Raw genomic sequence first — 20,464 nt, 5'->3', positions numbered from 1 at the left:
TAAGAGTGTTAGAAGAGATTGACTTTCCTTTGGCAAAACTTGTGCCACTAGCAAGTGCAAGAAGTGTTGGAAAACAGGTAGAATTTAATGGTAAAAACTTAGACATCATAGAACTCACAGAAGATGTTTTTGAAAAAGAGGCGGTAGAGATAGCACTCTTTTCGGCTGGAGGAAGCGTTAGTGCGAAATATGCACCTCATGCTGTAAAAGCTGGTGCAGTAGTTATTGACAACACATCTCACTACAGAATGGATGAAAATGTTCCTTTAGTCGTTCCAGAAGTAAATCCTCAAGATATTGCAAAGTACAAAGAGACAGGAATAATTGCAAATCCCAACTGTTCTACAATTCAAATGGTGCAAACACTGAAACCACTAGATGAAGCTTATGATTTGGTACGCGTTGATGTTGCAACATACCAAGCAACAAGTGGCGCAGGAAAAACTGCAATGAAAGAGCTTGTTGACCAAATGCAAGCATTTTTTGCTTTTACACTAGATGAAGCAAAAGTAGAAGCATTTAACCAACAAATAGCACTTAATGTCATTCCTCAAATTGATGTATTCACTCCAAACAACTACACAAAAGAAGAGATGAAAATGGTCAATGAAACGACTAAAATCATGCATAAAGAGATTCCTTTAAGTGCTACTTGTGTTCGTGTTCCTGTACTTCGTGGACATGCAGAAGCCTTAACACTTACATTTGATTCTCAGGTAAACGCAGATGAAGCAAAAGCAATTTTGAGTAAAGCACCAAATATTGTACTTGTTGATAATCCTGATGAAGAGCTCTATCCAATGCCAAAAGATTGTGTTGATTCTAATGAAACTTTTGTTGGACGCGTAAGAGAAGACCTTTTTGCAAACAATATGCTACACCTTTTCATAGTTGCGGACAACCTAAGAGTTGGTGCGGCTACAAATGCAGTACGTATTGCTCAAAAATGGGTAGAGATGGAGAATGAAGCATAATGATTGAAAAATTATTTGAGAGTGGACTTTGGGGCTCGCGTTTTATGGTGCTTATGGCAGTACTTTTTGGTATTATCGGCGCAATAGTCCTTTTTATTGTTGCCTCTTTTGATATTTATAATACAGCAATATTGGTGATTAATACTTATGTAAACCATCACCACCCCGAACATTTTCATGAGCTTGTAGTTGGTGGCATCATTGGGGCAGTTGACCTCTACCTAATAGGTGTTGTTATGCTTCTGTTCTCATTTGGTTTATATGAACTCTTTATCTCTGATATTGACGCAGCACGAGAAGATGAAAACAGACAAACAAAAATTCTTGCTATCCACTCACTCGACCAACTCAAAGATAAAATATCAAAAGTAATTGTTATGGTACTTGTCGTTGGTTTTTTCAAAAAAGTCGGCTTAGCCACATATAACTCACCTTTAGAGCTGTTATATTTAGCTCTTTCAATCACAGCAATATCAGTTGGTCTCTACTTTTTAAGTAAAGTTGGACATCACTAAAACACTCTAAGAGTGAAAATTTTAAAGAGGAAAATAATATGAGTAAAATATTTGTAGATGCATGTTTTGGAAAAGAGACGCCTTATACTCCAGTATGGATGATGAGACAAGCTGGTCGCTATCTGCCAGAGTATATGGCTGTTCGTGCACAAGCAGGTGACTTTCTAAATCTTTGCCACAACCCAGAAATGGCATGCGAAGTTTCTCTACAGCCTGTTGATATTGTCGGTGTTGATGCGGCTATTATGTTTAGTGATATTCTTGTTATTCCTGATGAGATGGGAATGGACTTATCATTTGTAAAAGGAGAAGGTCCAAAGTTCTCTGACCCTATAAAAAATGAAGCTGATTTAGAGAAACTTATAGGCGGTGAAGAGGCAGCAAGCAAACTCACTTATGTTTATGAGACTATAGAGCTTATAAAAACAAAACTTGCAGATGACAAAGCCCTCATTGGTTTTACTGGTGCACCATGGACACTTGCAACATATATGATAGAAGGACAAGGAACAAAGACCTACAATGTTTGTAAGAAAATGATGTATTCAAACCCTGAGCTGCTTCATAAAATTCTTAGAAAAGTAACTGATGTAGTCAAACTCTACATGGAGAAACAGATTCAAGCTGGAATAGATGTTGTACAGATTTTCGACTCATGGGCATCAGCTATTGAACCAGGTAAATATGATGAATTTTCTTGGAAATATATGGTAGAAATTGCAGAGTATTTGAAAGAAAAATATCCTCATATTCCTATTATTATGTTTCCTAAAGGAATTCCTGCATTTTTAGACAAAGTTTATGGAAACTTTGATGTATTTGGTGTAGATTGGTCAACACCTATGTCATTTGCAAAAGAGCGTCTTGGAGACAAATATATTCTTCAGGGAAATATGGAACCATGCCGTCTCTATTCCAAAGAGGCAACTACAAAATGTGTAGAAGCAATTCAGGAGACTATGCAAGGAAAACGCCATATCTTCAATCTTGGTCATGGAATTCTTCCTGATGTGCCAGTAGAAAATGCAAAACATTTCATCAATGAGTGTCATAGAGTAAGTGGAAAATAACATTATATTTGGTCCCATAAACTCACGCCGTTTTGGCATGAGTCTGGGCATAGACCTCTCCCCTGCGTTTAAGCAGTGTAACTTTGACTGTCTCTACTGCGAACTAGCACCAAGTGCAACAGTTTCCAAACAAAAAGAGAGTGTAAGCGTAGATACAATCATACAAGAGCTTACAAAACACCTCCATGATAAAATAGACGCCATCACACTGACAGCGAATGGTGAGCCCACGCTCTACCCCTACCTCAATGAGCTCATAGATGCTATAGACAAAATCAAAGGCAATACTGCAACACTTATTTTGACAAATAGTGCTACTTTGGTTGATAATAATGTCTTTCATACACTTTTAAAACTTGATGAAGTAAAACTCTCACTTGATGCAGTCTCAAGTGAAGTCTTTAACAAAATAGATAGACCGCATGAGAGCATAAACATAGAAAATATTGTGCAAAAAGTAAAAGAGTTTTCTCATCTTTATAAAGGAAAGCTCTACATCGAAGTACTTTTTGTGCATGGTTTAAATGATACAAAAGAGGAAATAGCAAAGCTAAACGCAGCCCTTAAAGAGATAAACGCAGTAAGAGTGGACATCGGGACAATCGATAGACCCCCCGCTTATCCTGTTGTAGGAGTAAGTTACAAAGAGCTTCATAACATAGCCCTTATGTTTGATAAAGAGCTACCAATACACATCGCTTCACGCCTACATGCTGAACCAAACAACAGTTACCACACAAAAGAAGAAATACTCAATACACTCGATAAACGCCCACTCACTATGGAAGATATAAATCTGCTTTTTGATGAAAAGAGTAAGCTAAATCTTCAAGAATTACTTGAGTCAAACGCAGTGATCGTAAATAGAGTAGGAAATTTAGAATTTTATATACCAAAAAATAATCTCAAAAGAAAGCGAATCAAGCCACAAGAGCTTTGAATGTAAAAAGAGCTTCTTTTTTAGGAAATATTTAGTGACACATTTAGGCACAATATGGGCACAGTAGCTAAATAAATCAGTTGGAAAATCCGTATTTAAGAGGTTATAAGTGTTGTGGCTCCGGATGCTGGAGAATCTTAAAAAAATATAGAAGCCCTAAAATAGCCAATTTTGAGACTCTAATCTATTAAAATAAGACATTAAAAGACATATATTTAGCTACTGAGTAGCTATTTGATTCATCTCTCCTACAATATCTTTAAGTAATATTATGTGTGTTATTGCCCAAATCTTCTAATTAACACACAAAAATATAATGTGTTAATATTGACTTTTCTGGATTTTCTACATAAAATGTGTGTTAATAAAATAGTCAGTCGTAAGCAAAAGACCCTTACAAACTCAACTGACTTACCTTGTAACTGTAAGAACATAAAAAACGATGAATCACTGATACCTATTCTCGTCAATTACACGAAAATCCTATGACAAATATATTATGTCAGCTATTTGTCGTTATCACACATTACAAAAAGTGCTATAATATTCATAGTCAGCAACAAAGGAGAAAAAATGCTAGTTCGAAAACTTAGATTACAAAAATCATGGTCGCAAGAACATCTTGCGGAATTAACAGGCTTAAGTACAAGAACGATACAGCGTATTGAAAAAGGAGAAAAACCGGGGCTTGAGTCTATCAGACTATTGGCAGAAGCTTTCAATATAGATGCTCAGGTACTACAAGAAGAAATTCTGCACGAGGGAAGCGGGGCAAGCAGTAAAGAAAAGATGGAAACTACACATATACATATTGCTGATGACGAAAGAGAAGCAATGGAATATGTCAAAACACTCAAAGAATTTTATATTCATCTTACCATATTCATTGCTGTTGTTATTGTGTTGCTGACTATAAAACTTATTGTTCCTCCGCATGATCTTGTTGTTCCCCCACATCTACTTTGGATTATTTGGCTTATGTTTGGTTGGACTATCGGCATAGTTATACATGCTGTTAAGCTATTCAAACCTTTTGACTATATGACTCCGGAATGGGAAAAAAAACAGATAGAAAAAAGGCTTGGAAGAGATTTTTGAGAGGGGATTATTATCAGTAAAAGGAGATAAAATGCAAAACATAAAAAGTATTTACAAATATGTAGTATTTGGCAGTTTGATGACAGTGGGTCTACTGTTGTCTGGATGTGGTTTTATAGATCCAATTGAACCTGTGATGGGTTCCAGAGGGGATAGTTTAATATTGTTTGGTTTTATTATATTTGTCATATATATATTCTTTTCCATAAGGCAAAAAGATGACATACCATCAATAGGTAAACATTCTGGAAATGAGCTATCCGATATGGAAGCAAAAATTCAATCTCTAGAAAAAGAGATACAAAATATAAAAAATAGAAATCAAGGAGAAAAAAATGTGTAAAATTAGACTGAGTGCCATATTGTTATTATTGTTAGTAGAAGGAATAGGTGTAGTAAATGCACAAGAAAAAACACCGATAAACAAAGCACTTGTAAGTTCAGAGTATAGTCAGAAATCTATCGCACCGCAGGGACAGATTCCACCTCCACCACCGCAGGGACAAGTTCCACCTCCGCCACCGCAGGGACAAGTTCCACCTCCGCAGGAAGGAGTAAGACCTCCTTCACTGATTGAAAAAAAAGCACCTCTTTCTTGATGGTTGTTTGCTCGTTACCAAGTTCTACTTGGTAACACCTAAACTGCTACAACTTTAAAAAACAACTCCTAAGACACAGAAATCTAACAATTTGAAATATTTAAAAATTTAGCTACCGTTGCCAAACATAAAAGAGTGCAAAGATGGATAATATATTTTTATACTCAACTGTTATAAGCCTAGCATAAGTACCTTGCTTAGAGTTAGCTTTTTTTTACAAAAATCAAAAGCTTTAAAAAAGAAAAAGCCGATAATTCAAAGAGGAAAAGAAATTAAAGAACCTTCTCAAAAAAAGCCAAAAGAGTAACAAAAAGTAGCAAGTTAGAAAAGCTTAAAAACACAACTGACTTCAGTTGTAACTTTAAAAAACATCAAAAGTAAGACATCATAACAAGCCCTTGAGACTGTGAACTTAGTCTAAAAACCTCGTAATTTAGGCTAAATTCTCACCTTGATTTTATAAATATCTTATCTTTTTTGGGATATTTCGTAAAAACAAAAATCTTTCTAAAAAACAGCCTAAATTCACTCCAAACGCCAAGATATAAACTGCTATTTCTTCTCTTATTTGGGTTAAATCATTCTCTTTTATAGCCTTGCAGAGTTTTTTAAACAGAGCTATCCCTATGAGGTTAAGTAATCTTTTAAAATTATAGGTAAACATAATGAGAGCGTTCTCTCCGAGAACTTTCTTTTTTGTTCTCATAAGAAAATGATCCCAGCCTAAGGTTCTTTTTATGGTTCCAAATGGATGTTCTACTATTGAACCTCGCTTTTTAACTATTGCTTTGGCTTCTTGTGTAGCCATCTTTGTTGTGTACTCATTTATAAGGTTTTCATGCTCCCATCTATACATCTGCTTATTTGCTGTTTTATCTGAATAGATAAATTGATTTTTAGAGAATTTTGCATTTTTTATCTTTTTCGTTTTTGCTGTAGCTCTTTGCTACTGTAGTAACCCCTTATCCGCCGTTGACATATGCTAGATAATCTCTTTCCTTACTTACAAGAGCAATACAAACTTACTGGGAAACATAACAGCTACGTATTTTTAAACAAAGATGATGAGCATTACTATGACATTAAACGCATTAGAGATTCAAAGTGGAAAAAACTACTCAAAGAATGTGAAATTGAGTATAGAACTATCTATCAGATGAGGCATACATTTGCTACTGTAATGATAGAGAATAAAGAAGATATACTTTGGGTTTCAAATATGTTAGGGCATAGTGATTCATCTATGACACTTCAAATGTATGTTAAGTATAGAAAAAGGGAGAATGTAAAAAAAGCCTCTTATTTAGGAAATATTTAGTGACACACTTGTGCACAATATGGGCACGGTAGCTAAATAAATTAGTTGAAAAGTCCGTATTTAAGGGGTTATAAGTGTTGTGGCTCCGGATGCTGGATTCGAACCAGCGACCAAGTGATTAACAGTCACCTACTCTACCGCTGAGCTAATCCGGAATATAAAAAGTTCTCTTTGATGGTGTCAGAGGGGGGACTTGAACCCCCGACCCCCGGCTTATGAGACCAGTGCTCTAACCAGCTGAGCTACCCTGACATCTTTTAAGAGGGTGGAATTATACATATATAAAGCTTTATTTTTACTAAAATAGACAAAGTTTTTATAAATTTACATATCTAAGAATAGTTTACAAAAAAAAGTAAGATTAGTTTAGTCAAAGTGGCTAAAGTTATTGACATCTTTACTTTTTTTCTGTATTATTCAATCCATAAATTAATAATATTTGCAAGGAGATATAATGAATTTTACACCTTTAGGAAAAAGAGTATTGGTAAAACGTGTTGAAGAGACTAATACTACTAGTTCGGGGATTATTATTCCAGATAATGCAAAAGAGAAACCTTCTCGTGCTACAGTTGTAGCAGTTAGTTCGGAAGTTACTGAACTAAAAGAGGGGGATGAAGTACTTTTTGGGAAATACTCAGGAAATGAAGTTACACTTAATGGTGAAACCTACATAGTACTAGATACTGATGATGTTTTTGGAATCATAGCGTAATAAAATAGATATAAATTAGGAGAATAAATATGGCAAAAGAGATAATTTTTTCAGATAATGCTAGAAATAAATTGGCACGAGGAGTTGAAAAACTTACAGATGCAGTAAAAGTAACAATGGGACCTCGTGGTCGTAATGTACTCATACAAAAAAGTTACGGTGCACCTGTCATTACAAAAGATGGTGTTTCTGTTGCTCGCGAAATTGAACTTTCAGACAAGCTAGAAGATATGGGAGCACAACTCGTAAAAGAAGTTGCATCAAATACTGCTGATGAGGCAGGTGATGGTACTACAACAGCAACTGTTCTTGCAAATGCAATTTTTAGTGAAGGTCTTAGAAATATTACTGCTGGAGCAAATCCTGTTGAAGTAAAACGCGGTATGGACAAAGCATGTGAGATTATACAAGCCAATCTAAAAGCAGCTTCTAAAGCAATCAAAGATAAAAATGAGATAGCACAGGTTGCGACTATTTCTGCAAACTCTGACGCTGAAATTGGAAATATGATAGCAGAAGCTATGGAAAAAGTTGGTCAAGATGGTGTTATTACTGTTGAAGAAGCAAAAGGTATTGCTGATGAACTTGATGTTGTTGAAGGTATGCAATTTGATCGTGGTTACTTAAGCCCTTACTTCATTACAAATACAGAAAAAATGACTGCTGAAATTGAAAATCCTTGGATTCTTTTAGTAGATAGTAAAATCAACTCTCTTAAAGATTTACTTCCAGTATTAGAACAAGTACAAAAGACAAACCGTCCTTTACTTATCATTGCTGAAGATGTTGAGGGTGAAGCTCTTTCTACTCTTGTTGTAAACAAGCTTCGTGGCGTTCTTAACATCTCTGCTGTAAAAGCTCCAGGTTTTGGTGACAGAAGAAAAGCAATGCTTCAAGACATCGCAATTTTAACTGCTGGTATTGTTATATCTGAAGAGACAGGACATACACTTGAAGCAGCTGAAATAGCTATGCTCGGACAAGCTTCTCGTGTAGTAATCGACAAAGACAACACTGTTATTGTAAACGGTGCAGGAACTGAAGATACGGTAAAAGCAAGAATTTCTGAAATAAAAACACAAATAGAAGCAACTACAAGTGAATATGATAAAGAAAAACTTCAAGAGCGTCTTGCAAAACTTAGTGGTGGTGTAGCTGTCATTAAAGTTGGTGCTGCAACTGAGACTGAAATGAAAGAGAAAAAAGACCGTGTTGATGATGCACTTAGTGCAACAAAAGCCGCTGTTGAAGAGGGAATTGTCATCGGTGGTGGAGCTGCACTTGTTCGCGCTGCTGCAAAAGTTTCTACTGATGATTTAGAGGGTGATCAAAAAATCGGTGCTGAAATCATTCTTCGTGCTGTAAAAGCTCCAGTAAAACAAATAGCAGAAAACGCAGGTTTTGACACAGGTGTAGTTGTAAACGCAATAGAAAACGCACAAAGTGAAACTATTGGTTTTGATGCTGCAACTGGTGAGTATGTAGATATGTTTGAAGCAGGCATTATCGACCCACTAAAAGTTGAGCGTGTAGCACTTACAAATGCAACATCAGTTTCAAGCCTACTTCTTACAACTGAAGCTGCAATCTATGAAATACCAAAAGAAGAAACTGCCACACCAGACATGGGTGGAATGCCTCCACAAATGGGCGGAATGCCAGGTATGATGTGAGACCCGTAAAAAAAACGAGAATTTCTTCTCGTTTTTAGGGTCGGAACCACAAACGTAGTCCCCCATCTCTTTAACTAAACTCCCCACTAAATTTCGCTAAAATACAACTAATCAACTATTAATAAGAAGCAAAAATATGAACAAAAAAACAGTATCTTTAGTGCTAGGAAGCGGTGGTGCCAGAGGGCTTGTGCATATTGGAATCATACGCTATCTTGAAGAACATAACTACAAAATAAAATCCATCTCAGGCTGTTCAATGGGTGCCCTTGTAGGTGGTTTTTATGCTGCAGGTAAGCTCGATGATTATGCAAGGTGGCTTGAAGGCGTAGATGTTATTGATATGCTTAAACTTCTAGACTTTAAAGGCTCTGGTGGATTGGTATCTGGAGAGAAACTAATGAATAAACTCGGCAAACTACTTGGCGATGTAAATATTGAAGAGTTAGAGATTAAATTCACGGCCGTTGCTACAAATATTGACACAGAAAAAGAGGTTTGGATAAACAGCGGTTCTTTACTAAACGCAATGCGAGCATCCATATCTCTTCCAATGTTTTTTACACCCTTTATGACATCTAGTGGTGATCGTTTAGTAGATGGAGGGGTGCTCAATCCCGTCCCTATTGCTCCAAGTTTCCATGACGACACAGACATAACTATTTCAGTCAATTTAGGAGGAGAGCCATCCTCTCTTTTTCCCATTAAAAAAGAAAAACTCAACAAACCGCTTTCTAAAAAAATACAAGAGTACATGCAAAATATCTCCCTCCCAGACTCTATAAGTAAAGAGGATGGAATGTATGTCATAGCAAACAAATCTTTTGAAACAATGCAAGGAGCACTTGCAAGAATGAAACTCTCAGCATACCCCTCAGATGTAGAGATAAATGTAGCACGAAATTTATGTGGAACTTTCGAGTTCAATAAAGCCACACAACTTATAGAATACGGCTATAACTTATGTAAAAATAGAGATGATTTATAATCCGTTTGCTAAATATGACTACACTTAGAAACAAAGGAAATTTCAATGAATAACAAAATACTTTTTATTACCGTTTTCATAAGTAACATCGCGTTTGGAGCAGTTTTATCTCTTCCAAATACAATTAAATTAACAAATACTAAAAACACAAATCGAGTTGTCCAAAAATCAGCTCAAAAACTTTATAACAAAGGTCTTGAACGAAATATTGCTACAAGTAAAATAGAAGCAAGCCTACAAAACAGTCCACATATTACACAGATGATGGCACAAAATATTTTAGCATCACTAGCCAGCCTTAAGGAAGATGATATAGCCTCTTTTATAGCACATGCGTCACTACATAAGCAAACAGTGGATTTAAGCGCTTATGAGGATATTATTGCACTTGTACAGCAGCATTCACCTATGCTTTTAGACAAAGAGCTTGCACAAAAAATTGAAAAAGTAAGTAATGAGAATGAACGACTTAAGATTATTGGAAATCTAGCTTAGATGAAGATTGAAAATCCTTTTGAATCAGGGCATATAAAAAATTATATTTTATTTTATGCAAGTGTTATCGTTATTGTAGTGCTATTTTTTCTTGCGACCACGCTGTTTGAAAATGATAAAAAACAGATAGAGAAAAAATCTTTTGATGTCAATACTACTCTTATAAAAGAGCAGAAAAAAACAGAGGCAGCAGAAAAAAAAGAGAAAGAAAAACCACGTTTTAAGCTTTTAAATAAAGCTTATTAAACGCAGTCTATTTTTTAGTTACGATGTAGAGTTGTTCGTGTCCAAGTTTTTTTAGAATATCCATAACATTTACAAAGTCTTGGAATTTCGACTCTTTATCGCTTCTAAGGACAACTGTCTGGCTCTTTGAAATAGTTGCAAGTTTTGCTTCGAGTTGTTTTAGATTTACTCTATTTTTTTCAAAAAAAAGCTCCCCTTTTGCGTTTACATACACCGTAACCTCTTTTTTTGTATCTTGCTTATCTGTTGCTTTAGCCTGAGGTAGATTTACAGGAATGACCCCCTGCTTTATAAAAGTTGCAGTTGTCAAAACCATTACAAGCAAAACAAGCATAATGTCAATAAAAGGAATGACATTTATTTGATCAAAGCGCTTAAAGTTTTTTCGTTTACATTTTGACATTAGTTGCTCTCACTCTCGTGTGCCACATCAAATTTTGTAAGAATACGCTCAATTTTACGCAAAGCAATGGTATATGCAACAATGGCTGGCATTGCAACAACCAAGCCCATTGCCGTTGCTTTAAGAGCTAGTGCCAAACCTATCATCACTTTTTTTGTATCTACTGCACCAATGTCACCCAAAGTATAAAATGTAATCATAATTCCAACAACAGTTCCAAGCAGCCCGATATAAGGTGCATTTGTACCAATAGCAGAAATAATATTAATGTTATCAGTCAAATCGAGTTCCAAATTATCACGATGTTCATAATCTTCAATACGTACACTTTTATAAAACATCATTCTCTCTATAAAGAGCCAAAGTGTCACGACACTCATAAGTATCAAAGTTCCCATTACACCATAATCAAGTGCATTTTCTGCATACGCCAAAAATCCGTTCATCTGCATTATAAATCCTATTTTAATTTTAATTTAACTTTTGTTCCAACATTTTTAGATGATTCCAAATTTAACTCAATGTTATTTTTATCACAAAATCTTTTCACAAGGCTGAGTCCTATGCCAAAACCCTGCATATCTCTGTTTGTTTGGTAATATTTATCAAAAATATGGACAAGTTCCACCTCATCCATCCCTATGCCGTAATCTTCAATACAAAGCAAACCATCTTTCAAGCGAATATCAATATTTTTTGAATCGTTTGAGTATTTTACACCATTATCAATTAAGTTGTCAATGACTTTACTAAGTCCCGTTTTATCTCCCAAAATCTCCATGGCATCTAATTGCAGATGAAATTCTATATGTGGATAAAGTTTTTGCAAAAATTGTACTCTTGCGTTTAGGAGTTCATCTACACGAAAGAGCTCTTTTACATTTTGTTCACTCTGCATTTTTATAAGATAATCAAGCTCATTATATCTCTCTTTTAGCATATTACAAGCATTATTTATACGACTAATGCGTTTGAGGGTTTTAGCATCTTCTATATTTTTAGCAAGCATCTGTGTATTTGTTGTAATGGTGCTAATAGGAAGATTGAGCTCGTGGAGTGTCTCTTTTGAGAGTTCCTGAAGATGATGTACATAATCAGCAAGAGGATCAACTGCCAACTTAGCAATAAAAACAGCCGAAAGAGTAACAACACTAAGAACAATAAGCGCAAAAACCGCAATATTTTCAATTTTTAAAATAGCAATAAAATAATAAACAAGAGAGGCAAAGCCAATAACAGTTAGCAAATAATATATGAAAATATTTATGCGTAGATTACGGAACAAGCTTATATCCAAACCCACGAATATTTTCAAAATTTACAGCAGGGAGAAGCTGTTTAAGTCTATTTATATAGACACGAATTGCGCCATCACTCCCCCCTTTATCTGCACTACTCCACAACTCATCATAAATAAGTTCTTTAGGAACAGGAGTATTTGCGTGATCCATCAACAAAACAAGCAACTCATACTCTTTTTTTGAAAGCTCTAACGCTACTCCATCATAAAGTACAGACTGATGCATCTGATCATGGCATAACAGGCCAACACACTCTGCCTGTTTGCGTTTCGTTCTTCTTAGTAAGGCGGCTAAACGCAGTAAAAACTCAGTAGTGTCAAAAGGTTTGGTAATGAAATCATCAGCTCCGCTTAAAAAGCCGCGTTGCAGTATCTCTTTGTCACTATGTGATGTCAAAAAAATAGCAGGGGTTTCATCTTCTGCTTTACGCAAGTCTCCCAAAAGAGAGACTCCGTCAATAAGAGGAACATTTATATCAAGCAGATAAAGATCAAACTTCTCTTTGTAGGTGGCATCAAGCGCATCTTGTCCATTTGGAGAGTGACAAACCTCATACCCCTCATCTTCAAGTAAATCAACGATTGTCTCAGCAAAGAGGGCATCATCTTCTAAAAAAAGTATTTTAATCGACACTCTCTATAGCCCAGCCAATAGTTTCACCAGCATACATAGGAACAACACCCGAATAGTTTTGAGGAACAACAAAAGGTCGTTTTTCTAATGTTATTTCTTTAAATTCAGGGCAAATTCCATATATATTTTGTGCATTGTCACTTACAAATGCCTGTAGATTATCGAGCTTATCAAACTGCTCAAAGATTTCTGTTAAAAGCTGTAAAGATATAGGTGCAGTAAAGACTCCAGCAGCACAACCACATGACTCTTTTTTATGTTGTGGATGTGGTGCAGAGTCTGAACCAAACATCACTTTTGGATGCGCTTCAAGCGCTACACTTAAAAGTGCATCTAAATCTTCTGGCCTTTTTGCTATAGGTTTACAAAAGTGGTGTGGCATCATCATTCCACCAATGACATCATCAAGCGTTAAAAGTAGATGATGCACAGTAATAGTTGCATAAAGATTTGGATATTTATCTAGCATATCTACTGCTGCTTTTGTCGTAATGTGTTCCATAACAATTTTTAGATTAGGGAAGTTTTGTGCTAAAAGTTCATAAATACTCATAAACTCTGCCTCTCTATCCATCACAAAACCATCAGTTTCACCATGAACACAAAGAGGAATTTCTAAATCACTCATTGCCTCCAACGTAGTACGCATCTCTTCAATATTAAATGATTCAACGCCACCCTCAGAGTTTGTCGTAATTCCAGCGGGATAGAGTTTTATAGCTGTAATTTCATCTACAACACTCTCCAAAAATGCTTTATCGTAGTTTTTATAAAAAAGCGTCATGAATGGTTCAAAGTAATCATTTGGTACAGCAGATATGATTCTCTCTTTATAAGATCTTACAGCGGCAAGAGTATCTACTGGAGGTACAAGATTTGGCATTATAAGTGCACCGCTATACGTAAACGCAGTCAGTGGTGCAATATTCTCTAGCATTACTCCATCACGAAGATGTAAGTGCATATCTAGTGGCATTAAAAGTGTATGAGTTTTCATTAAAAATTCCTTATATGTTCTATGGTGCGATTATAGCGAATTGCTGCTAAATACCCCATAAATATAAATCAGCAAAAGAGATAAACATCCCAATTATTGCCAAACTTTGAAAGAGATGACTGATTTTTACAAAAGGCTTACCATCTATGAAAACACCAAGCTGTACAGCAGAAACAATAAGAGAAGCAGCAATAAAAAAGAGATAACTTACTATAAGAAAAATATACCAAGTTTCATTCATAAAACCATAAACTATCAGTGCAGCAATAGCAAGAGCTACTATCGAGTTTAAAACCCAAAAGTTTGCATTGGATTTCTCCTCTTTTTTATAAACACGCGCAATTTTAAAGTATAAAAAAGCCAAAAAGAGTGTCACATAAAAGACCATAGAACATTCCTAAAATTAAATTTTGGCAATTGTATCTATAATAATGTTAAGTTCTTATTATAATTAAACCTCTATATTTTCAATAACATTAGTTTTAGGTGAAGAGAGAGAAAGAATCACCTCTTTTTTAACAGAAGCAGGAAGTTTCCCCTCCGATACCAAATCTAAAATTTTATGTATTCGTCTCTCTTCAAACTCTTTCTCTCGTAAATCTCTCTCATGTATAAATTGTGCCTCTTGTAGCGCTTTTTTGAGTTCTCGATTTTTTTTACTATTGAGATAGAGTAAAATCAGAGCAATTATGAAGAAAAATACAACGGCTATAACAATGTAAACAGTGTATTGCATAGTCTCTTTTTTTGTACTTGCATCAAGTTGTGAAGTTTTTATTTTTGTAACAGAATCTGACTTAGCTATCTCTTGCTGCGTTTGAGCATTTACTTTCGCTATATGTACTTGGCTATTTGACTGAATTTTTGCTATTTCTATTTTTGCGTCTGCCTCTATTTTGGAGAGTTCAATCTTGTTTTTTCTATCTTCATTTTTATCTATAGACAAGTATGCCATAGAGTTTGGATTTACTTTTGTAGTATCTGCACCCAAGAGAGAGACATGTCTGTTACCACTCTCTTCACCACAAGCACTAAACGCAACTATAATAAATAAAAAAATTAGTATATATAAAGACTTCACCAAAACCATTTCCTTCCTAAAGAGACTCTTTTGCCATTGTTATAAGGCTATTTACTGCATCTTCATAATGTTTTGCCTCTTGTTCATCAGTTGATTCAAAACGAGTTACTAAAACTGGAGTAGTATTACTTGCACGAACAAGTCCCCATCCTTTTTCAAAATTGATACGCACACCATCTACAAAAATCATATCTTTTATAGCAGGGAAATCAGCAGGAGGATTTTGTAAAAGTTCTTTAACTCTATCTATAATTTTAAATTTCTGAGCCTCTGTAGTTTCCACTTTTATCTCTTCGGTTGAGAAAACCTGTGGCAGTTTTGCAAGTTCAGCGTCAAGGTCTATTCCCTCATAAATAAGTTCTAACATTCTAAATGTAGCATAAATGGCATCATCATACCCAAAGTAACGGTTTTTGAAAAAGACATGTCCACTCACTTCACATGCTAAATCTGCATCAATCTCTTTCATTTTTACTTTAAGATTTGAGTGTCCTGTTTTATACATTACGGCTGTTGCCCCTCGGCGTTCAAGCTCATCATACATAACTTGAGAACATTTTACCTCACCAACAACAGTAGGTTTATCCATATTCATACTATATAAGAGAGCCATCATATCGCCCTTTATATTGTTTTTATGCGTGAGCACTGCAATTCTATCGGCATCCCCATCATAAGCGAAGGCAATATCACCCTCTTTTTCTAAAAGAGCTTTTACATCTACAAGATTTTTCTCAACAGAAGGGTCTGGATGGTGGTTTGGAAATGTTCCATCAGGGTCTACATAAATTCCTTTTGTATGAAGTTCTAATTTTTCAAAAATCTCAGGAAGGACAACGCCAGCAACACCATTGCCACAATCATAGACAATCTTTGTAGGCATCGCTTTTAAGTGTTGAAATTCATTTACAATAAAGTCAATATATCTACTGTTTGCATCTATTTCTGTTACATCACGCTCTACTGCGTTTGGCATATCCATAGCTTCGCATTCAGACCCGAGCGCATAAATATCTTCTCCAAAAAATGGTGCTTTATCTACCGTAATTTTAAAACCATTATACTCACTAGGATTATGTGAACCTGTAATCATAACAGAAGCCGATGGTGTAATGCCATCCCACTCTTGATAATTTGTAAAGTAGTTTACAGGTGTAGGTACAAGCCCCATCCCAAGCACTTTTTTACCACCTGCGTTTAAACCTGCAACCAAATATTCAAATAAAATAGGTGAATGTGAACGTGCATCATAACCAACTGATACATACTCCCCAGATATTTTAGAAGCTAAAGCATAGCCAATTTTCGTTACACTCTCTTCATTTAACTCTTTTTCAAATATCCCGCGTATGTCGTACTCTCTGTAGATGCTCACTTACCCAACCTTTTGTTTTAATGGAGTAATTTTACACAACATTTTGTTTATTTTAGCTTTTATGACTTATCTCCTAACATAAACTAACTAAACCTTCACATCAAAAAAAGAGGCTTGAGTTAAATTAAGCTCGGATACCCGTTTTACACTTTTTCCATCTATACCATTAGAGTAGAGAAATTCCTGAAACTCCTGTATATTTTTTTGGATTTTCTCTCCAACTGAAAGATTTTCATCTTCATTCTTAAACTTTGAAAAATCTGTAAAGGTATATTTGTTCGCATTATCAACTATTTGTTGCTTTATCTTTTTGACCTCATCGCCACTCAACTTATGCATATATAAATTTTGTATTACACTAGAACCTGATGCAATTTGCATAATCTTCTCCTTTTGTATAGGCGTAATATCGGTCATTTAAAAAGAATTTGTATAAAAAGTGTATAAATGTTGGATATTACAAATTATTCTGATATACTGCTGCTTAGTGAAAGAGATGAGGTGTGAATTCATCTTTAGTGTGCGATATGCTCTATAAGCGTTACGACCTCCTAAAGACTCTCCCGATATTTTGACACAATTTTTATACAAAGGCTAGACAATGGCAGAATTAATGGACGGATCAGTTAAATGGTTCAATGATGAAAAAGGTTATGGTTTTATTCAACAAGATAATGGTGGAAAAGATGTATTCGTACATTTCCGTCAAGTAAATAATCCAAATGGTGGTAGAGTTTCTTTAGCAGAAGGTCAAAGAGTAACATTCGAAGTTGGTGAAGGTCAAAAAGGCCCACAAGCTGAGAACGTAACTCCTCTTTAGTAGTTACTCCACACTTTTTATATAGGCATCTTGCCTATATAACTTTTTTCTAAATTTCTAACTTTTCAAAACTCTTAAACATTCATTTGCAATTTCTAACTCTTCATCAGTTTCAATAACTAATGCTTTTATATTTTTAATAATTTTATTATCCATCACTCGTTCTCTTATATACTCAGAATGTTCCCCTATTCCACCGCTAAATACAATGGCATCAACATCTTCAAGTAAAATCATATACGCACCAATATACTTTTGAATACGTCTGACCATAATGTCAATGGCAAGTTTTGATTTTTCATCCGCTGCGTTTAAAATAGTGCGAACATCACTTTCACCACATAAACCAAAAAGACCTGACTTTTTATTTAGTATAGTATCTATTTCATCATAGCTATATCCAAGTTCTCTCTCTAAATAAGTCACTATGGCAGGATCAAGGTCTCCACTTCGTGTTCCCATAACAAGCCCTTCAAGTGGAGTAAATCCCATAGAGGTATCAATACTTTTTCCATTTTTTATGGCACAAACAGATGCACCATTACCTAAATGCAAAGTGATTATATTTGTTTTTTGTGGCTCTTTAGCAAGCTTTTTTGCTGCAGCTTTTAACAAATAAGAGTGAGAGCTTCCATGAAATCCATAACGGCGTATCTGCTCTTTTTCATACAAATCATATGGCAAAGCGTAAAGGTATGCCTCCTTTTTTAAAGAAGCATGAAACGCAGTGTCAAAAACTGCTACTTGTGGAATGTGAGCAAATTTCTTTTGTATGCTTTTAATTCCTGCCAAATTTGCTCTGTTATGCAGAGGAGCTAGAGGAATGAGTGCTTCAACTGCGTTTATAACCGCATCATCAATTATCACAGGTTGCACAAACTGCTCGCCACCATGCACCACTCTATGCCCAATCACATCAACTTTAGAAAAATCCACATCAAGTTTTTCTATCTCTTGCAAAATAGTATCACCTGCTTTAAATTCCAACAGTTGCTCATGCAACACTTTAGCACTCGGCATCTCAAAAAGTTTAAATTTTAGTGTAGAACTTCCACTGTTTATGACTGCTACTCTCATCCATCTTCTCCTGCTTGAATTGCCGTAATGGCAATGGTATTTACAATATCTTCCACCAAACAACCACGGCTCAAATCATTTACAGGTTTTTTAAGTCCCTGTAAAACAGGTCCAATGGCAATGGCTCCACTTGAGCGTTGCACTGCTTTATAGGTATTGTTTCCCGTGTTTAAATCAGGGAATACAAAGACAGTCGCACGCCCAGCCACTTGAGAGTTTGGCAGTTTTATTTTTGCCACCTTGGCATCAATAGCTGCATCATACTGAATAGGTCCCTCTACTAAAATATCTGTATTTTTTTCTTTAACTATTTGTGTCGCTTCTCTTACTTTATCTACATCACTTCCATGTCCACTCTCCCCTGTTGCATAAGAGAGCATTGCCACACGAGGAGTAATGCCAAACATCTTTGCACTTCGTGCTGAGGCGATGGCAATCTGTGCAAGCTCTTTAGCATCAGGGTCTTGAACGATGGCACAATCACCATATACCAGCACTTTTGTATTTAAACACATAAAAAATATACTAGAGACTATGTCATAATCTGGCTTTGTTTTTATGATTTGTAGTGCAGGTCGTATAGTGTCTGCTGTAGGGTGGATAGCACCACTTACCATAGCATCTGCGTAGCCTAACTGCACCATCATTGTTGCAAAATAGTTAAAATGTGTCATCGCATCTTGAGCTGCACTTTTACTCAAACCTTTTGAGCGTCTCAACTCATAAAAGCTCTCTACAAACTGCTCCATAAGTGGTGAAGTATGCGGATTTATTATCACTGCGTTTGAGAGATCAAGTCCTAAACGCAGGTAGTTGGCCTTTACCTCTTCTTCATCGCCTAGCAAAATAATATCTGCCACTTTTCTATGTAAAATAATCTCAGCAGCTCGTAAAATTCTCTCATCTTCAGCTTCTGGAAGCACTACTCTTTTAAGATTTGATGCAGCCATTTCAAAAAGTTTATACTGAAACATTAGGGGTGTCATCACATCACTCTGCTGGCTCTTTATTCGCTGCTCTATAAAGTCAATATTAACACTCTCTCTAAAAAGCCCCATTGCTAAAGCAATTTTACGTGTAGAGTTGACTCGGATTCGCCCATGAACATGCATCAGTTTTTTTGCCGTCTCATAAGTGTCTCCATTCACACTCAAAATAGGAATACCAAAACCACTTAATCCATCTATTAGTTTTTGAATATTTGGGTGTGCCTGCATTGAAAAAGGAAATACGATTGCTGAAATATTTGGATAATTTTTTGAGTACAAAGAAGCGAAAAGTCCAAGTATAATCTCAGAACGATCTGCTGGAACAACTACAAGATCACCCTCTTCTATCTTTTGCAAAAAGTTATCAAGAGAGAGTGCCGCTACTTTTATGGAGCGAATAGTTCTGGTATGATCCTCTTTTGTAAGAAAAAGAGCCTTAGCATCAAGAGATTCCATCACATCTTGCACAGTACAAAGGCTTAACTCTTCAATTTCATTAAGATAAAATATTGCCTCTTTTTCATCTTTTAGCCGACTTTTTAGTGCCTCTTGCGTCTTAGCGCTCGCCCGATTTACAAAGCTTGCAAAATGGCTACACCCCTGCGTTTGAATCTCTTTTTTATCTATAAGAATGTTTTCATAAACCTCTTTTGCACTTTTGTCTTTTGCAGAGATGATATTTATGTAAGATGCACCAAAATTTTGTGCAAGTTTGAGGTTTATATCAAAATGAATACTATTTAAAAATGAGAGGCGAATCCCCTCACAGAGTACAAAATCATACTCTTTTTCAAGTTTTTTAAACTTCTCTAAGAGTTCACTAATAAGTGCATCCTCTTTATTTTCAGCAAGCATACTCTCAACATATGCAACATCAACACCATAAGCATCCTCATATTTCATATCTAATTTATAATGCTCAAGCATAAAAAGTATGTCATTGTCTTGCATATTTTTACTAAAAATAACAGGACGAAAAAAAGCCACTCGTGGTAAGTTTTGCTTTAAAATTTCCATCATTCCCATTGATACGAAAAGAGAACCAGCATTAAACTCTTTTGCCGAGATATAGAGAGAATTTATTTTCATTAGTTTTACCTACCCACCTTTATAAAGTCTTGTGTATAATTCTATCAAAAAATTGATTTATGGATGGA

At 35.5% G+C, this 20,464-nt stretch carries 26 protein-coding genes and 2 tRNA genes; 14 read left to right on the top strand and 14 right to left on the bottom strand.

The window, feature by feature from the left end:
• The 7 genes from MV589_RS10285 to MV589_RS10255 form a co-directional block, all read left to right on the top strand.
• The coding region (locus MV589_RS10285; RefSeq protein ID WP_297434567.1) for an aspartate-semialdehyde dehydrogenase at positions 1 to 974 on the top strand (974 nt) is incomplete at its 5' end.
• Complete coding sequence (locus tag MV589_RS10280) at positions 974 to 1,489, top strand: YqhA family protein (RefSeq protein ID WP_297434565.1); 516 nt, start codon at positions 974 to 976, stop codon at positions 1,487 to 1,489. The genes MV589_RS10285 and MV589_RS10280, both read left to right, overlap by 1 nt.
• A 38-nt stretch (positions 1,490 to 1,527) precedes the next feature.
• Complete coding sequence (hemE, locus tag MV589_RS10275) at positions 1,528 to 2,559, top strand: uroporphyrinogen decarboxylase (protein WP_297434563.1); 1,032 nt, start codon at positions 1,528 to 1,530, stop codon at positions 2,557 to 2,559.
• A gap of 37 nt (positions 2,560 to 2,596) precedes the next feature.
• On the top strand, positions 2,597 to 3,499 hold the full coding sequence (locus tag MV589_RS10270; RefSeq protein WP_297434572.1) for a radical SAM protein: 903 nt from the start codon (positions 2,597 to 2,599) through the stop codon (positions 3,497 to 3,499).
• Positions 3,500 to 4,072: 573 nt separating this feature from the next.
• The gene (locus tag MV589_RS10265; protein WP_297434560.1) at positions 4,073 to 4,597 is read left to right on the top strand and encodes a helix-turn-helix domain-containing protein; all 525 of its coding nucleotides are present in this window, start codon (positions 4,073 to 4,075) and stop codon (positions 4,595 to 4,597) included.
• Between the two features lie 31 nt (positions 4,598 to 4,628).
• Complete coding sequence (locus MV589_RS10260; protein ID WP_297434559.1) at positions 4,629 to 4,940, top strand: hypothetical protein; 312 nt, start codon at positions 4,629 to 4,631, stop codon at positions 4,938 to 4,940.
• Positions 4,933 to 5,196 (top strand): hypothetical protein, encoded by a 264-nt coding sequence (locus MV589_RS10255; RefSeq protein ID WP_297434557.1) that lies wholly within the window; start codon positions 4,933 to 4,935, stop codon positions 5,194 to 5,196. Before MV589_RS10260 ends, MV589_RS10255 begins: the two co-directional genes overlap by 8 nt.
• A gap of 457 nt (positions 5,197 to 5,653) precedes the next feature.
• Here MV589_RS10255 and MV589_RS10250 read toward each other — a convergent pair whose 3' ends face one another.
• Positions 5,654 to 6,115 carry a transposase gene (locus tag MV589_RS10250; protein WP_297434570.1) on the bottom strand — a complete coding sequence of 154 codons (462 nt, stop codon included), beginning with the start codon at positions 6,113 to 6,115 and terminating at the stop codon, positions 5,654 to 5,656.
• Positions 6,116 to 6,175: 60 nt separating this feature from the next.
• On the opposite strand from MV589_RS10250, the gene MV589_RS10245 reads away from it, so the two are divergent.
• Entirely contained in the window at positions 6,176 to 6,514 is a 339-nt protein-coding gene (locus MV589_RS10245) for a tyrosine-type recombinase/integrase (protein WP_297434556.1), read from the top strand.
• Between the two features lie 80 nt (positions 6,515 to 6,594).
• Here the strand turns inward: MV589_RS10245 and MV589_RS10240 are convergent.
• A tRNA-Asn gene (locus MV589_RS10240) sits at positions 6,595 to 6,669 on the bottom strand.
• Positions 6,670 to 6,689: 20 nt separating this feature from the next.
• Positions 6,690 to 6,766 (bottom strand) — tRNA-Met (locus MV589_RS10235).
• 202 nt (positions 6,767 to 6,968) lie between these two features.
• On the opposite strand from MV589_RS10235, the gene groES reads away from it, so the two are divergent.
• The 5 genes from groES (at position 6,969) to MV589_RS10210 (ending at position 10,631) form a co-directional block, all read left to right on the top strand.
• Positions 6,969 to 7,229: a co-chaperone GroES gene (gene groES / locus MV589_RS10230; RefSeq protein ID WP_297434554.1), complete on the top strand. Its 261-nt coding sequence runs from the start codon at positions 6,969 to 6,971 to the stop codon at positions 7,227 to 7,229.
• Positions 7,230 to 7,258: 29 nt separating this feature from the next.
• Positions 7,259 to 8,902 (top strand): chaperonin GroEL, encoded by a 1,644-nt coding sequence (gene groL / locus MV589_RS10225; RefSeq protein WP_297434551.1) that lies wholly within the window; start codon positions 7,259 to 7,261, stop codon positions 8,900 to 8,902.
• 136 nt (positions 8,903 to 9,038) lie between these two features.
• Entirely contained in the window at positions 9,039 to 9,890 is an 852-nt protein-coding gene (locus MV589_RS10220) for a patatin-like phospholipase family protein (protein WP_297434549.1), read from the top strand.
• Between the two features lie 45 nt (positions 9,891 to 9,935).
• The gene (locus MV589_RS10215) at positions 9,936 to 10,385 is read left to right on the top strand and encodes a hypothetical protein (protein WP_297434547.1); all 450 of its coding nucleotides are present in this window, start codon (positions 9,936 to 9,938) and stop codon (positions 10,383 to 10,385) included.
• The gene (locus tag MV589_RS10210; protein ID WP_297434545.1) at positions 10,386 to 10,631 is read left to right on the top strand and encodes a hypothetical protein; all 246 of its coding nucleotides are present in this window, start codon (positions 10,386 to 10,388) and stop codon (positions 10,629 to 10,631) included. It abuts the gene before it with no gap.
• A gap of 7 nt (positions 10,632 to 10,638) precedes the next feature.
• On the opposite strand, the gene exbD is transcribed toward MV589_RS10210, so the two are convergent.
• The 9 genes from exbD to MV589_RS10165 form a co-directional block, all read right to left on the bottom strand.
• A complete protein-coding gene (gene exbD, locus MV589_RS10205) occupies positions 10,639 to 11,034 on the bottom strand; it encodes a TonB system transport protein ExbD (protein WP_297434543.1) in 396 nt (131 codons plus the stop codon).
• On the bottom strand, positions 11,034 to 11,486 hold the full coding sequence (exbB, locus tag MV589_RS10200; RefSeq protein ID WP_297434542.1) for a TonB-system energizer ExbB: 453 nt from the start codon (positions 11,484 to 11,486) through the stop codon (positions 11,034 to 11,036). The genes exbD and exbB overlap by 1 nt, the downstream gene beginning before the upstream one ends.
• Positions 11,487 to 11,494: 8 nt before the next feature.
• Entirely contained in the window at positions 11,495 to 12,319 is an 825-nt protein-coding gene (locus MV589_RS10195; protein ID WP_297434540.1) for a sensor histidine kinase, read from the bottom strand.
• Positions 12,309 to 12,968: a response regulator transcription factor gene (locus MV589_RS10190; protein ID WP_297434538.1), complete on the bottom strand. Its 660-nt coding sequence runs from the start codon at positions 12,966 to 12,968 to the stop codon at positions 12,309 to 12,311. The genes MV589_RS10195 and MV589_RS10190 overlap by 11 nt, the downstream gene beginning before the upstream one ends.
• The gene (gene pyrC, locus MV589_RS10185; protein ID WP_297434536.1) at positions 12,958 to 13,965 is read right to left on the bottom strand and encodes a dihydroorotase; all 1,008 of its coding nucleotides are present in this window, start codon (positions 13,963 to 13,965) and stop codon (positions 12,958 to 12,960) included. The genes MV589_RS10190 and pyrC overlap by 11 nt, the downstream gene beginning before the upstream one ends.
• Positions 13,966 to 14,011: 46 nt before the next feature.
• On the bottom strand, positions 14,012 to 14,353 hold the full coding sequence (locus tag MV589_RS10180; RefSeq protein WP_297434534.1) for a hypothetical protein: 342 nt from the start codon (positions 14,351 to 14,353) through the stop codon (positions 14,012 to 14,014).
• Positions 14,354 to 14,416: 63 nt separating this feature from the next.
• On the bottom strand, positions 14,417 to 15,046 hold the full coding sequence (locus MV589_RS10175; RefSeq protein WP_297434532.1) for a hypothetical protein: 630 nt from the start codon (positions 15,044 to 15,046) through the stop codon (positions 14,417 to 14,419).
• Between the two features lie 16 nt (positions 15,047 to 15,062).
• Positions 15,063 to 16,421 carry a phosphomannomutase/phosphoglucomutase gene (locus MV589_RS10170; protein WP_297434530.1) on the bottom strand — a complete coding sequence of 453 codons (1,359 nt, stop codon included), beginning with the start codon at positions 16,419 to 16,421 and terminating at the stop codon, positions 15,063 to 15,065.
• 87 nt (positions 16,422 to 16,508) lie between these two features.
• Positions 16,509 to 16,802 (bottom strand): hypothetical protein, encoded by a 294-nt coding sequence (locus MV589_RS10165; protein ID WP_297434527.1) that lies wholly within the window; start codon positions 16,800 to 16,802, stop codon positions 16,509 to 16,511.
• 220 nt (positions 16,803 to 17,022) lie between these two features.
• On the opposite strand from MV589_RS10165, the gene MV589_RS10160 reads away from it, so the two are divergent.
• The gene (locus MV589_RS10160) at positions 17,023 to 17,241 is read left to right on the top strand and encodes a cold-shock protein (RefSeq protein ID WP_297434525.1); all 219 of its coding nucleotides are present in this window, start codon (positions 17,023 to 17,025) and stop codon (positions 17,239 to 17,241) included.
• Between the two features lie 57 nt (positions 17,242 to 17,298).
• On the opposite strand, the gene MV589_RS10155 is transcribed toward MV589_RS10160, so the two are convergent.
• Both MV589_RS10155 and pta read right to left on the bottom strand, forming a co-directional pair.
• Positions 17,299 to 18,318 carry an acetate/propionate family kinase gene (locus MV589_RS10155; protein ID WP_297434523.1) on the bottom strand — a complete coding sequence of 340 codons (1,020 nt, stop codon included), beginning with the start codon at positions 18,316 to 18,318 and terminating at the stop codon, positions 17,299 to 17,301.
• Positions 18,315 to 20,396, bottom strand: coding sequence for a phosphate acetyltransferase (gene pta, locus MV589_RS10150; RefSeq protein ID WP_297434520.1), 2,082 nt, complete (start codon positions 20,394 to 20,396; stop codon positions 18,315 to 18,317). The genes MV589_RS10155 and pta overlap by 4 nt, the downstream gene beginning before the upstream one ends.
• Positions 20,397 to 20,464: the final 68 nt, after the last annotated feature.

The organism is Sulfurimonas sp., assembly GCF_026991475.1.
In the GTDB taxonomy this organism is placed as follows: domain Bacteria; phylum Campylobacterota; class Campylobacteria; order Campylobacterales; family Sulfurimonadaceae; genus Sulfurimonas.
Note: the sequence above shows the minus strand (reverse complement) of the source record. Positions and strands in the feature narration are given on the sequence as shown.

Coding starts and splice junctions, on each gene's coding strand:
- MV589_RS10280 (WP_297434565.1), top strand. CDS start 974: ATGATTGAAAAATTATTTGAGAGTGGACTTTGGGGCTCGCGTTTTATG.
- hemE (WP_297434563.1), top strand. CDS start 1,528: ATGAGTAAAATATTTGTAGATGCATGTTTTGGAAAAGAGACGCCTTAT.
- MV589_RS10270 (WP_297434572.1), top strand. CDS start 2,597: ATGAGTCTGGGCATAGACCTCTCCCCTGCGTTTAAGCAGTGTAACTTT.
- MV589_RS10265 (WP_297434560.1), top strand. CDS start 4,073: ATGCTAGTTCGAAAACTTAGATTACAAAAATCATGGTCGCAAGAACAT.
- MV589_RS10260 (WP_297434559.1), top strand. CDS start 4,629: ATGCAAAACATAAAAAGTATTTACAAATATGTAGTATTTGGCAGTTTG.
- MV589_RS10255 (WP_297434557.1), top strand. CDS start 4,933: ATGTGTAAAATTAGACTGAGTGCCATATTGTTATTATTGTTAGTAGAA.
- MV589_RS10245 (WP_297434556.1), top strand. CDS start 6,176: ATGCTAGATAATCTCTTTCCTTACTTACAAGAGCAATACAAACTTACT.
- groES (WP_297434554.1), top strand. CDS start 6,969: ATGAATTTTACACCTTTAGGAAAAAGAGTATTGGTAAAACGTGTTGAA.
- groL (WP_297434551.1), top strand. CDS start 7,259: ATGGCAAAAGAGATAATTTTTTCAGATAATGCTAGAAATAAATTGGCA.
- MV589_RS10220 (WP_297434549.1), top strand. CDS start 9,039: ATGAACAAAAAAACAGTATCTTTAGTGCTAGGAAGCGGTGGTGCCAGA.
- MV589_RS10215 (WP_297434547.1), top strand. CDS start 9,936: ATGAATAACAAAATACTTTTTATTACCGTTTTCATAAGTAACATCGCG.
- MV589_RS10210 (WP_297434545.1), top strand. CDS start 10,386: ATGAAGATTGAAAATCCTTTTGAATCAGGGCATATAAAAAATTATATT.
- exbD (WP_297434543.1), bottom strand. CDS start 11,034: ATGTCAAAATGTAAACGAAAAAACTTTAAGCGCTTTGATCAAATAAAT.
- exbB (WP_297434542.1), bottom strand. CDS start 11,486: ATGCAGATGAACGGATTTTTGGCGTATGCAGAAAATGCACTTGATTAT.
- pyrC (WP_297434536.1), bottom strand. CDS start 13,965: ATGAAAACTCATACACTTTTAATGCCACTAGATATGCACTTACATCTT.
- MV589_RS10180 (WP_297434534.1), bottom strand. CDS start 14,353: ATGGTCTTTTATGTGACACTCTTTTTGGCTTTTTTATACTTTAAAATT.
- MV589_RS10165 (WP_297434527.1), bottom strand. CDS start 16,802: ATGCAAATTGCATCAGGTTCTAGTGTAATACAAAATTTATATATGCAT.
- MV589_RS10160 (WP_297434525.1), top strand. CDS start 17,023: ATGGCAGAATTAATGGACGGATCAGTTAAATGGTTCAATGATGAAAAA.
- MV589_RS10155 (WP_297434523.1), bottom strand. CDS start 18,318: ATGAGAGTAGCAGTCATAAACAGTGGAAGTTCTACACTAAAATTTAAA.
- pta (WP_297434520.1), bottom strand. CDS start 20,396: ATGAAAATAAATTCTCTCTATATCTCGGCAAAAGAGTTTAATGCTGGT.